The sequence below is a fragment of the Parachlamydia sp. AcF125 genome, from assembly GCF_018342475.1.
In the GTDB taxonomy this organism is placed as follows: Bacteria; Chlamydiota; Chlamydiia; order Chlamydiales; family Parachlamydiaceae; genus Parachlamydia.
The window spans coordinates 264,550-277,248 of record NZ_JAEMUD010000002.1 but is presented as its reverse complement, the minus strand read 5'-3'; the positions used below and the strand labels follow the sequence as shown (position 1 = coordinate 277,248).

Annotated in this window: 10 protein-coding genes and 1 pseudogene; 6 read left to right on the top strand and 5 right to left on the bottom strand. The window is 41.9% G+C overall.

The features are described from left to right. Window positions 1–18: 18 nt before the first annotated feature. Together rbp and PARA125_RS10160 are read right to left on the bottom strand one after the other, a co-directional pair. Window positions 19–354 (bottom strand): RNA-binding regulator, encoded by a 336-nt coding sequence (gene rbp, locus PARA125_RS05330; protein WP_213157694.1) that lies wholly within the window; start codon window positions 352–354, stop codon window positions 19–21. A 594-nt stretch (window positions 355–948) separates the two neighbouring features. Next, window positions 949–1,017, bottom strand: a pseudogene (locus PARA125_RS10160) (SEC-C metal-binding domain-containing protein); the annotation flags it as partial. A 365-nt stretch (window positions 1,018–1,382) separates the two neighbouring features. Between PARA125_RS10160 and PARA125_RS05320 the strand changes: the two are divergent. From PARA125_RS05320 to ribH, 6 genes are all read left to right on the top strand, one after another. Beyond that, window positions 1,383–2,126 carry a tRNA lysidine(34) synthetase gene (locus PARA125_RS05320; RefSeq protein WP_213157692.1) on the top strand — a complete coding sequence of 248 codons (744 nt, stop codon included), beginning with the start codon at window positions 1,383–1,385 and terminating at the stop codon, window positions 2,124–2,126. 99 nt (window positions 2,127–2,225) lie between these two features. Further along, window positions 2,226–3,080 carry an AAA family ATPase gene (locus tag PARA125_RS05315; RefSeq protein ID WP_213157691.1) on the top strand — a complete coding sequence of 285 codons (855 nt, stop codon included), beginning with the start codon at window positions 2,226–2,228 and terminating at the stop codon, window positions 3,078–3,080. A gap of 26 nt (window positions 3,081–3,106) precedes the next feature. Further along, window positions 3,107–4,966: a hypothetical protein gene (locus PARA125_RS05310; RefSeq protein WP_213157690.1), complete on the top strand. Its 1,860-nt coding sequence runs from the start codon at window positions 3,107–3,109 to the stop codon at window positions 4,964–4,966. Between the two features lie 2 nt (window positions 4,967–4,968). Then, window positions 4,969–5,604 carry a riboflavin synthase gene (locus PARA125_RS05305; protein ID WP_213157689.1) on the top strand — a complete coding sequence of 212 codons (636 nt, stop codon included), beginning with the start codon at window positions 4,969–4,971 and terminating at the stop codon, window positions 5,602–5,604. Continuing rightward, window positions 5,601–6,812, top strand: a complete 1,212-nt coding sequence (locus PARA125_RS05300; protein ID WP_213157688.1) for a bifunctional 3,4-dihydroxy-2-butanone-4-phosphate synthase/GTP cyclohydrolase II — start codon at window positions 5,601–5,603, stop codon at window positions 6,810–6,812. The genes PARA125_RS05305 and PARA125_RS05300 overlap by 4 nt, the downstream gene beginning before the upstream one ends. 11 nt (window positions 6,813–6,823) lie before the next feature. Beyond that, entirely contained in the window at window positions 6,824–7,288 is a 465-nt protein-coding gene (gene ribH / locus PARA125_RS05295) for a 6,7-dimethyl-8-ribityllumazine synthase (RefSeq protein ID WP_213157687.1), read from the top strand. A gap of 4 nt (window positions 7,289–7,292) precedes the next feature. On the opposite strand, the gene PARA125_RS05290 is transcribed toward ribH, so the two are convergent. The 3 genes from PARA125_RS05290 to PARA125_RS05280 all read right to left on the bottom strand — a co-directional run bounded on the left by PARA125_RS05290 (window position 7,293) and on the right by PARA125_RS05280 (window position 12,698). Continuing rightward, a complete protein-coding gene (locus tag PARA125_RS05290) occupies window positions 7,293–7,748 on the bottom strand; it encodes a DoxX family protein (RefSeq protein ID WP_213157686.1) in 456 nt (151 codons plus the stop codon). A 203-nt stretch (window positions 7,749–7,951) separates the two neighbouring features. Continuing rightward, on the bottom strand, window positions 7,952–9,997 hold the full coding sequence (locus PARA125_RS05285) for an SEL1-like repeat protein (RefSeq protein WP_213157685.1): 2,046 nt from the start codon (window positions 9,995–9,997) through the stop codon (window positions 7,952–7,954). Window positions 9,998–10,637: 640 nt separating this feature from the next. Then, entirely contained in the window at window positions 10,638–12,698 is a 2,061-nt protein-coding gene (locus tag PARA125_RS05280; RefSeq protein ID WP_213157684.1) for an SEL1-like repeat protein, read from the bottom strand. Between the last annotated feature and the right edge of the window lies 1 nt (window position 12,699).

Genomic DNA, 12,699 nt, shown 5'->3' with positions numbered 1-12,699 from the left:
AAGCTCCCCTAAAAAGGGTTACATGTTAGTTGAGTGTCTAGCATTTCTAAACCCACCGCGGCCGCCGCCATGGCTTTCACGTGGTTCACGGTTTCCAGAACGCTCAGAACGCTCTTGAGCTAGGCTGACGCGAATGTTGCGCTCTAAAACAGCTGTTTCATTTAATTCCCGAATAGCCTTGTCAGCATCTTCAGAGCTTTCCATCTCAACAAAGCCGAATCCTTTTGATTTGCCTGTATATTGATCGGTGATAATTTTTACGGACACAACTTTCCCTATTTTTTCAAAAACAGAGCGTAAAATATCATCTGTCACTTTCCAGGATAAGTTGCCGACAAAAATTTTCTTTTTCATAACATAGTCTCCATGTTGGATTGTATCTAATAAATGCGTTTTCTGAGAGTTTCATTGCATCCTTAAGCTTTATCAAAGGCTTTATACTGGAAGGTTGATTTAAAGTTATCAAAAAAATAACATTTAAGTTTACGCTGATTTCTCGAGGAATTAACGGAGTTTTGATTTGGAAGGAAAGGAAAACCCGAAAATTTAAATCCAAACATGGTCTCAAGATGAAGTGACGTATCAACTTTTATGCAGCATCACCCTTACATAAGGTTTTGAGAATGTTTTCTTATTCGAATACTCCTGGTAAAATGCACCTATACTCATCTTTGCATAAAACGAGATTTATTTCCATCAGATTGATGCAAAAGTTTTTATTTTTTTTAAAACTTTATATAAAAAGACTTTACCAATAGATTAACTGGGATGATTTTCCTTAACGTCCTCACTTTGCTGTTTAAAAGATTTAGAAATTAAGGGGGGAGTTTCTTGTTGGGCGGCATGGGCGATTGCTTCTCCAAAGGTTCTTTCCATTAAATTAACAGGCTCTGTTTTTTTTTGAGGAGAACCTAGCCATTTAGCGGTAAATTTTCTAGGTGCAGTGGATTTATTTAAGCAGCAATTTTTATATTTTTTTCCTGATCCGCATGTGCAAGGTTCATTGCGTCCAATTTTTTCAGTCATATTCCCTCTTGGTGAAGTTTTCGTTACTTTTTTGTTGCTCTACTCAGTGAAATTAGTTTAATATGAGGTGTGTTTTTTTTGAAACCAGTTTCCTCAATTCCAAATACTCATAAAGCAAAAAGCAAGAAAATAGTTAGATCTTTTTTTCGAGGCTTGTTTTGGTTTTGTAAAAGTTATTTAACGTTTTGGGCTTTTATTTTTTGGCTTATCCAAACCAAACAGGCAACGCCTAAAGTAAAGGTAAAAAAACAAAACAAAAAAGCTCAACAGAGATCCCTATAACGGTTATGCCGGCCTAGAATCTTGCGATTTTAAAAAATTTTAAATTTCTAACTTTTACACTCACGTTAAGACACATGTTAGATTTACCTCTTGCACAACCACCCTGGACTGGACTTGGCAAACGCCTAGAAAGCATGGTGAGAAAAGCGCTATTTAAATTCCAGATGATCCCCGATTCTCCAAAAATGGCAATTGCTTTAAGTGGAGGAAAGGATAGTTTGGCCCTTCTTTTTTTGCTTAAAGCTATTTCAGGCAGAGGATTTCCCCCGTTTGAGCTTTATGCCGTGCACGTGCATGGTGCTTTTTCCTGTGGCGCAGGCGTTAATTTGAATTATTTAAGCTCCATTTGTGCTCGCTTAGAAATCCCTTTTTTGGTGCGAGAATCGAATCAAACCTTGGAAACGCTGGAATGTTACAGCTGTTCGCGGGAACGAAGGCGGTTATTGTTCGAGGCAGCCAAAAGTGTCGGAGCCACTACGATTGCCTTTGGGCACCATCGGGATGATAACGCTCAAACTCTTCTAATGAATCTTTTTCACAAAGCAGAGTTTGCTGGCAATCTCCCTAAACTACATATGCGAGAATATGGGGTCACCCTTATCCGTCCCTTGATTTTCATTGCGGAGAAAGAAATTTCGGCCTTTGCCGAGCAGTATGGATTTAAAAGGATTACTTGTCGATGCCCGGTAGGGCAACACTCGATGCGGCGCCAAGTGGATCAATTGCTTACCCAATTAGAAGAGCTCTTTCCTCATGTGCGGGAAAACATTGCCCAAGCAGGCTTGTTGTACGGGTCAGACAAAGCAAATACCCCTTAAAATCTCAACTGCCGCTGTTCTAGAAATCGAAAAACCTTTAGCATAGAAAGATACCAAATCATTCTAATCTAGTAACCCTTCTTTATATGAGGAATAAACATGGAAAAGTCTCTCCCCAATGAACAGGAAAGCCGCATCACCATTCAAGGAGTAGAACTTGCCCTCGGATTTCCAGATGTTTTTCAATTTGAATGGATCGGCCAGCAAGATGTGATGGATCAGCTCCTAGCAGCATGGCTCGTGATCGATCCTGACGATATCCCTCTTAACCCTCGCTTAATCGGAAAGCCAGGGGTGGGCAAAACCACACTTGCTTATGCAGCTGCCAAAAAAATAAAAAAAGATGTGTATATTTATCAATGTACCATGGATACGCGCCCTGAAGATCTATTGATCACGCCGGTGATAGACAAAACAGGTGGGATTCGGTACGTCGCCTCGGCCTTAGTCACAGCAATGATTCGAGGGCAGGTTTGCATTTTGGATGAGGCTAACCGCATGAGTGAAAAATCGTGGGCTTCTCTTGCTCCTTTGTTAGATACGCGCCGCTACATCGAATCGATTGTAGCGGGTCTCAAAATTTCTGCGCATCCAGACTTCCGAGTTTGTGTAACCATGAATGACGATGCCTCCACTTTTGAAATTCCCGAATATGTGCATAGCCGCCTACAACCCCAAATCTATTTAGATTTTCCGGAAGCGGAAGAGGAAAAAAGAATCTTAAAGGAAAATCTCCCCTTTGTAGAGGAGCATATTGTAGATTACGTGGTGCATTTTCTTCAAAATGCCCATCATAAAAATGAAAATTACACGATTAGAGATGGAATTAATATCGCCCGATACGCCGCCAAAAGAATCCGCAGCTTAAAAGGAAAGCCCACTAACCTCAACAATTTACTTCAGCAAGCTGTCGTGATGACTTTAGGCGATGAAGCTCTTGAGCATATTATCTAAAACCTAAGGTTTGCTAGAGGAGCCGTATGAAAGCTGAAGAAACTTTTTTTATCCGGAAAGGAGCCGTTTATGCCGTTCCCATCATCCATTACAATATGGAAATGGCAGCGCAAGTTCTTTTAGCCTTCAAACAAATCCAACCCGATTGCGTGGCAGTAGAGCTTCCCGAAAGCATGCAGCTGCCCATTTTACATGCCGCTTCTCGATTGCCTGATTTAAGTGTCATCTTAACGTACGAATCGAGCGGGTCTCCTCTTTATTACATGGCAGAGCCCTGCGATGCCGCCTTTGAAGCTTTACGCAGCGCGCAAGATGCCCAAATTCCCGCTTTTTGTATCGATCTAGATGTGGAAAATTATCCTGCAATAGAGGAGCCCATTCCTGATCCTTATGCCATTCAACACATTACTCTTAAGCAATATTACAGCCTCTATGAAAAAAGCCGAAATCCAGCTCACCATTCTCAAGCGGATAAAAATCGGGAATTATACATGGCCAAACGGCTCAAAGAGCTGAGCTTTACCTATGATAAAATTTTATTCGTAGGAGGAATGAGCCATATTCAATCCGTGCTTGAGTGGATCGACCGCTCGAACTTTCCCCATTTTGACCTCCCTCAACGGGACACTATCCAGCTTTGCACCTTGACCGAAGATTCAGCAAGGGAAGTGATGGCCGAATGTGGGTGGATAACAAGCGAATATGAAAAGTTGCGCGCCGAATTTTGCGAAGCTCTTCAAAATCCCCTCAAGCCAGAAGCCCCTTTGCTAGCCTTTCCACCTGACAGACAAAAACTGATTTACCGCCTCTTAAAAGAAGCTTCCATCCAATATCAGCTAAATACTGGACACCCCTTCCATGCGTATCACTTGCAAACCTTGATGAAATTTGTGCGCAACTACGCCCTCATTAAAAATCAATTAATGCCTTCTCTCTTCCAGCTGTTAAGTGCGGCTAAAGGGTGCGTCGACCACAACTATGCTTATGAGGTTTGGGCTTTAGCCACAGAATACCTCCATCGACGCAATATCGACTCTTTGCCCGAACTTTCACTTAAAATTGAGGATATTTGGGGTCCAAGCAAAATCATCCGCTTCCATATGAAGTTACCTGGGCGAAAAAATATTTCCTTTAATAAGCGGCGCAAGGATCGCTCCACCTTTAAATTTCAACCTCCCAGCCCCTTTAGCATCTGTTCCTATCCCCCTGAGGATATCGCCGTTGAAAACTTTGGAGAATTTTTAAAAAAGAAGGGAACCCAAGTTTTATTAGATGAAACTTCCCGCACAGCCCCCTTTAGCACAAGCTTGGAAGAAGGAATTGATGCCAAAGAGACAATTCGGCATTGGCACGAAAAAAAGCTGTTTGTTAAAATTAAAGGCAAACCGCCCGGAGGTGTGGGATCGGTGGTGGTGATTTTTGATGAAGATCAAGGAGAAGATCCTACCAAAAACGAAAATTATCCGTGGCGCACTACTTGGCTAGGGGAGCATGAGCAAGAATCGGATATGGCTTTTTACGCGACTCCCATGACAGACAATGTGGTAGGACCCGGGATTAGCCGGTGCGAATATGGGGGGTTCATGATGTCTTATCCTCCGAGAAGAATGTTTGATGTGTGGTCAGATCCCGATTATGCGGCCTGCCGCTCAAAAGCTGAGGTTCTTTTAATGGCGGCCATCGACTACGCCGTAAAACCTCTCATCACTTATGTGGCTAATAAACCGCCCCGATCCTTTATGAAAAGTTTTGCCAATCGGTACGGGAAAAAAATTGTTTACGTTCCATATGGACAACTCTCCCCCATCACCTTAAATAAATTGCGCATTTTTCATGTGCTGAGTGGAAGGGATAAAAGGGACATTGCAGGGGAATATATTTTTTAGGTATGTTTACAGGGATAGTAGAAGAAACGGGCACCATTCGCAAAACGATAGCCCATCAAAAAGGGATGCGCCTTGAAATTGACTCTAAAACCGTCTTATGCGACGCCAAAATTGGAGATTCAATTGCAGTTAATGGATGTTGCTTGACTGTCGTCGAAATGGCAAATGAGGGCTTAAGACAATGGTGGGCAGCAGATGCCGTAGCCGAAACTCTCCAGCGCACCAATTTGCAACATTTGAAACCTGGAGACCGAGTTAATTTAGAGCGGGCTCTAAAATTAAATGATCGGCTAGGAGGACACCTTGTCCAAGGACATGTGGATGGGATAGGCATCCTTGAAACCATTCAAATTTTACCCGATGGGTCGCATGATTTTATCATTGCCCCTCCCCCTAGCCTGCTGCGTTACGTGGTAAAAAAAGGATCGATCACTTTAGACGGCGTGAGTTTAACCGTATGTTTAGTAGATGAACGCACTTTTTCTGTTACCCTGATCCCCCATACACGCGCTGTGACAACTTTAGGGCAAAAAACCGCAGGCGCGCTCCTCAATATCGAAGTTGACCTGCTAGCAAAATATGTGGAAAAGCTTTCTGAGCCTTTTCGAAACGTTTCAAACAAGGAAAATTTATCATGAATCTTTCGTCTATTGAAAGCGCCATTCAAGCTTTTTCCGCAGGCCAAATGATTATTATCTCTGACGATGCCGAAAGAGAAAATGAGGGAGATTTAGTGATTGCGGCCGACAAAGTCACGGTCGAAGCGATTGCTTTTATGGTTAGACATACGACAGGCATTTTATGTATGCCCATGCTTGAAGAGCGGCTGGAAGAATTGCAACTCCCCCAAATGGTCACCGAAAATACAGGTCCGCGCAAAACAGCTTTTACCGTCTCGGTCGATGCTTTACACGGCACCACCACGGGAGTATCGGCATATGATCGGACCGCAACTGTAAAAGCCTTAATCGACTCTCATACCCGCCCCCACGATCTTGGCCGCCCAGGGCACATCTTTCCGCTTAAATATTGCCCAGGCGGTGTTTTAAAGCGAGCGGGACATACAGAAGCCGCGGTGGACTTGTGTCGCTTAGCCAATTTATATCCCGCAGCTGTTATAGGAGAGATTGTAAACGACGATGGCTCTATGGCCCGCGCAGCCGACCTGCGCAAATTTGCCGAAACGCATCGAATTCCTTTAATTTCTGTGGAAGAGATCATTCGTTACCGCAGAAAACGGGAAAAATTGGTGCATTGCGTCTCTCAAGCCAAAATTCCCACAGCTTTTGGAGAATTTACCGCCTATGTTTATCAATCCGCCCTAGATGGGATCGAACACATGGCACTTGTTAAAGGAGAGGTCGCTCACAAGCAAAACGTTTTGGTGCGCGTGCATTCCGAATGCTTGACAGGCGACGTTTTTGGCTCAAAGCGCTGTGACTGCGGGCAACAGCTTAATTTAGCCTTGGAAAAAATTGCACAGGAAGGCGCTGGAGTGCTAGTATATCTTCGCGGACACGAAGGAAGAGGAATCGGGTTAGGCCACAAATTACGCGCTTACACCCTTCAAGAGCAAGGTCGCGATACGGTAGAAGCAAACCTCGAGTTAGGATTTCCAGCTGATACGCGGGAATACGGGATGGGCGCTCAAATTCTGGCCGACCTAGGCCTTACCACCATTCGCCTGCTGTCCAATAATCCGGCCAAATATGGGGGGCTAGCTGGTTATGACTTGCAAATTGTGGAGCGAGTCCCTTTAATTCCTCTTGCAACAGCTGAAAATTTACGCTATTTGCAAACTAAGCAAGAAAAATTAGGGCATTTATTAACGATCGAGGCAAAATAAGGAAACACTGCATGGAAATTGCTGGCAAATTTAATGGAAAAGGGATCCGTTTAGGCATTGTAGTTGCGCACTTTAACGAATTGATCACCAAAAGCTTACTCTCAGGAGCCATTGACACTCTCCTTCGGCATGGGGTTGAGGCAAACCATATTCACACAGCTTGGGTACCCGGATCTTATGAAATCCCTTTAATCGCTCAAAAAATGGCTGAAAGCGGTCGTTACGACGCTGTAATCACTTTAGGCGCTTTAATTCGGGGAGCTACCGCGCATTTTGACTTGATAGCCTCTCAAGTTGCTTCAAACTTGGGACATATCAGCCTCAAAACAGGCAAACCAGTAATCTTTGGGGTTCTCACTACCGATTCTATTGAACAAGCGATGGAAAGGGCAGGGACTAAGCATGGAAATAAAGGCTCCGAAGCCGCTTTAGCGGCCCTGGAGATGGTGGACTTGATTCATCAATTAAAAGTCTAGTAGGCTATTGTGCCCCTCTTTTAAAGATTGCATCCAGCGAAAATTTTCCTGGACCAAAACAAAACACAAGTAAAGCGGCAAATAGAAAAAGAAAGGGAGTCTGGCTGAGAAAAAACTGGGGATTTTGGAAAATCTGACGTGCCGCTTCTAAATGCACTGTAAGATAAGCCCCTATCATAAGTATGCCTAGCAGAAAAGCAGAAAAGCGGGAGGCTAATCCTAGTAGGAATAACAAGCCGCCCACACACTCAACCGATCCTACAAGGTACGCGCTAAACGTAGGAAATGGAAAGCCGTACGAGGCAAAAAATGCGCTAGCTGAGCCAATACTGGCTAGCTTTCCATATCCGATGGTAAAAAAACTGTACCCCCAGAAAAGCCTTATCACAAGCAACAAAACATCTTGTAAACGCTCACCCCAATCTTTTAGCCGGCTAAAAAAATTTCGCAAAAAATTCATGGTCGATACTCCTTTTAATAAAAAATAATATTGTTACCTAAGGTGAATTTTTACACCAGCCTTAATACGCAGCTTTGAAGCTATTGAGAGGCGAAAAAGCTGGATCGCCTTGTAAGCCAGGCATTTGAGCATTAGAGCTTTTTCAAAACCTTGCTTTTTGATACCCCCTACTAGGATAGATAAAAAAGCTATGTACACATTCACTAAAAATCTAAACCGATCTCTTCCACGTCGCCAAATAGCTGTTGATGGGCAAAGTTTACACGCTCATCGGCTTTTTCTAACAATTCAGGCCCCCAATTTAAGGGAGTATTCAAACGGCATTGTAGCAACATTTCTAATTCTTTAACGGCACCATCTATAGGGGCGTAGTCGAGAGATTTTTCTTCCCATTCTTTTCTCTTATTTTCTATTAATCCATACAAACCGACATAGGATAAAGAATGGGAGCCAATCGAAGGATCTATCTTTAATAAAAACTTCGCTTTCCAATCAACTAAGACTTGATCTAAACGTTGTTGCCGAATTAAAAATTCTTCCCCCCTAGCTTGTTTCAACAAAAGGACAGCGCCTTCCAGGGTTTCAGAGGGGTTAAGCCCATAAAAATAATACTTTCCTAGCTCGGATTGAGCTTTAGCATGCCCTTTCTCAGCGGCTTTTTTATAAAATTCAATGGATTTTTCCTCAGCGTTTTCCGCTAGAATTTTACGCTCCCTTCTTATAGCGAATAAACGTCCAACTCGATAGTCGGCTTCAGCCGATCCTTGTTCAGCAGCTTTTTCATACCCTTTCAAGGCTTTTTCCCAAAATTGTTTCCCTACTTCTTTATAATGCTCGCTTACTTTGTGCTCCATTCCTTCTTCGGTTTCTTTAGAGCATTTCAAAGTTTCTTCCCAGTTTTTTAGGGCCTTTTCTTCATAAAATTTGCCTAAATCAAGTTGAGCCCGAAGATTGCCTTCATTAGCCAGCTTTTCCCAATCGTTCATGAGTTGAGCAATGTCTCTCTCCATTTTTTTAGGATTCTTTTCCCCTGCTTTTTCTAACCAATAAAGAGCCTTTTTAAACGATTTTTCAATCCCTTCCCCTTGGCAAAGCATCTTTCCTAAAGCAATTCCCGCCTCTTCATGACCAAGGCGAGCAGCTTTCTCATACCATATGGCAGCTTTTTCTTTAGAAAGCTTAAAACCTCTAAGACCTCCTTGATACATCTGCGCCAGCTTATATTGGCTTTCAGGTAATCCTTGGCTGGCGGCTTTTTTATATAATTGAGCAATTTGACTATCGTCGCTTGAGCCACGTGCTTCGTAGATTTGCGCAAGCTTTTGCTGAGCCAAAGCAAAGCCCTGATCGGCACTTTTTGCAATCCATTCTTCCGCTTTTTTGGCTCTCCCTTTTTTGTAATAAACTAATCCCAACACATACAGTCCAAAGGGATGACCTTGCTTAGCTGACTGAGAAGCAAGTGCAAAGGCTTTATCTTCTGAGCGACCAATTCCACTCCCCTGTAAGTATTTCAGCGCTAATGCCGCCAAAGAATAAGCATCTCCTCGACTAGCAGCTTTTTGGTATAGCTCCGTGGCTTTTTCGGGAAATTTTGAAGTTCCTTTCCCTTCTTCGTACAGATCGGCAAGAAAAGCGAGTAATTGAGGTTTTTCTTCTCCGATTTTTCTTTCGGCTTCCCGCTCGATCCCCTCAAATGCTTCTTTATAGTGAAGAAAAGCCGAATATTTCTTAAGCGGTATCCCAAGCCCTTTATCTAATAAATTTGCCATTTTTAAATGCGCAAGGTAATAGAAAATCTCTTTGTTAACAACAAACTTTTGATCTGCTATCTCAACAGATTTTTTATACCACTCATAGGCTTTTTCAAACGATTGCTGCACCCCCTTTCCGGCCTCATATAATAATCCTAGATCCAAACATGCTTCGGCTATCTCTTTTTCAGCCTTTTTTTTCACATATAAATAATTAATTTTTTCTACGATATTTTGGTTATTTTTCTCACTTAAAGGAGCGACATCTGTAGTTTCCCCATTCTTACAGATCCAATTGACAGCGCTTTGTTTGTTGAGATACCACGTTTTATCTAAACTTCTTAGTGTAAGGGTCCCTTTTCCAATCCCCAAGTGCGCTAAGATATTTTTCAGAAAACGGATGAGAGAGCTTTCTACTTGAATGCCATTATCCTCTGAAAATTCAGAAAAATATAGCCTTTTATTTTGTACAAAACCTGTCACATGAATATTCATTTTATTCCTCGCAAATAATGGTAAAAACTATTTTAACTTATTTTTATAATTTCCCACTATCTTTAATTAAAAAATATACGAATATTTTATTCGATCTTTTGAGAATAGTTTTTAAAGCAATCTACTTACTTAATATTCATAAAATTAAAAAAGTGAGCAGATGTAAAAAAAACGCTGGATGTAGTTTGATTTTGTTTTTTATAAAAAGGTAATTAAAGCCATAAGCAATCCCAAAGAGATTACTTATGGCTAAATCTAAGATAAATTACTTTTTCTTGCTCGAGTTTTAGCGGCAGTCTAGGCTTTTGCCAGATAGATCTTTTCACGTACGCAGTAAGCAAATGCGCTCATGGGCTTCATTTCAATAGCCTTTTCAATATCGTGTGTGGGTAAGTCGAAATCTTGCATGGCTAGATAAACAATGGCCCTATCTATATAAGCGCTTGCACAAGAGAGACTTAGCTTGATGGCTTGATTGAAATCGCTTATAGCTTCTATCCATTTCAGCCGTTGCGTCTAAAGCATTTGAGTATTGACCCATCATTTCTATGGTTGAAATCCCACAACTAAAGTCCCGCTTTCCCTACTCAGAGCCATCCTGAGATGGCTCAAAAAAAGAGGATTGTTAAAAATCTAAACCTTACGCATCGCCCAATAGCTTTTGGTTGGCAAAATTTACGCGCTCATCGGCTTTTTCTAACAATTCAGGTCCCCAATTTAAGGGAGTATTCAAACGGCTTTGCAGCGATTTTTCTAATGTCTTAACGGCATCATCTATAGGGGTGTGGTCGAGAGATTTTTCCTCAGCTTCTTTTCTCTTATTTTGTGTTAATTCATACAAATCGGCATAAGTTAAAGAATGGGAGTCAATCGCAGGATCTAGTTTTGATAAGAACGTTATTTTCCAATTCACTAAAACTTTATCAGAGTTTTGTTGTTCAATTAAAAATTCTTTCCCTCCAGCTTGTTTCAATAAATGGACAGCGCCTTCCAATGTTTCCTCAGGGGTAAGTCCAACAAAATAACACTTCCCTAGTTCTAATTGAGCTTTAGCATGCCCTTTCTTAGCGGCTTTTTTATAATATTCAAGAAATTTACTCACTTCGTTTTCCTTTGGGATCCTATAGTAGTCTCTTATAGATAACAAACGCCCCATGAGATAGTCGGCTTCAGCTGATCCTTGCTCAGCAGCTTTTCCATACCAATGCAACGCTTTTTCGCAGTCTATCTCTCCCGCTGTTTCATCATTCTCGCTTGCTTTGATTCTTAAGTGTGCCGCGAGTTTAGAGCGTTCCCACGAAGCTTTATCCCATTTTAAGATGGCCTCTTTTTCATAATGCAAGCCTAAATCGAATTGAGCTTGCAGATCGCCTTCATTAGCCAGCTTCTCCCAAGCGTTCATGAGCTGCACAATATCTTTCTCAATTATTTTTGGATTGTTTTCTTCCACTTTTTTTAGCCAATAAAGAGCTTTTTCAAACGATTTTTCAACTCCTTCTCCTTGACAAAGCATCCTTCCTAAAGCAATTCTCGCCTCTTCATGCTCAAGTTGGGCTGCTTTCTCATACCATGCGGCAGCCTCTTCCTTAGAAAGCTTAAAACCTCTAAGTCCTTCTTGATACATCTTCGCTAACTCATATTGGCTTTCGGCTAATCCTTGGCTGGCAGCTTTTTTATATAATTGCGCAACTTGCGTATCATAGCTTGGGCCCTGCGCTGCATAGATGTGCGCAAGCTTTTGCTGGGCCAGAGCAAAGCCCTGATTGGCACTTTTTGCAATCCATTCTTCCGCTTTTTTGGCTCTCCCTTTTTCGTGATAAACTAATCCCAACGCATATTGTCCAAAGGGGTGGTCTTGCTTGGCAGACTGAGAAGCAAGTGCAAAGGCTTTATCTTCTGAGCGGCCAATTCCACTCCCCTGTAAGTATTTCATCGCTAGTGCAGCCAAAGAATAAGCATCTCCTTGCTTAGCAGCTTCTTGATATAGCTCAGTGGCTTTTTCGGGAAATTTTGGAGCCCCTTTTCCTTCTTCGTACATATCAGCAAGAAGAGCGAGTAATTGAGGATTTCCTTTTCCGACTTCACTTCCAACTTCACGCTCAATCCCCCTAAACGCTTCTTTATAAAGAGAGAAAGCCCAGGTTTTATCAAACGCTATTCCAAGCCCTTTATCTAATAAATTCCCCACTTTTAAACGCGCAAGATAATAAAAAATCGGTTTGTTAGCAGTAAATATTTGGTTTGCAATGTCGATCGATTTTTTATACCACTTATAGGCTTCTTCAAACGATTGCTTTATCCCCGTTCCGGTTTCATATGCCCATCCCAGCTCCAAATACGCTTTGCTGGCATTTTTTAAGGATTCTGCATCGCAGCATGCTTCACCTAGGCTTTTTTCCGCATTTTTTTTCAGATACAAATAATTAATTTTTTCGACGATATTTTGGTTGTTTTTCTCACTTAAAGTGTTGCGATCTGCGGCTGCGCCATTCTTATAGATCCAATTAAGGGCACTTTGTTTGTTGAGATGCCAAGTTTTGTTTAAACTCCTTAAGGTAAGCGTTCCTTTTCCAATCCCCAAGTGCGCTAGAATATTTTTCACACAACGGATCAGGGCGTTGCTTTCTGCTCGAATGCCGTTATCCTCTGACAATCCAGAAAAATGTAACCTTTTATTTTGTACAAAACCATCCACAAACATA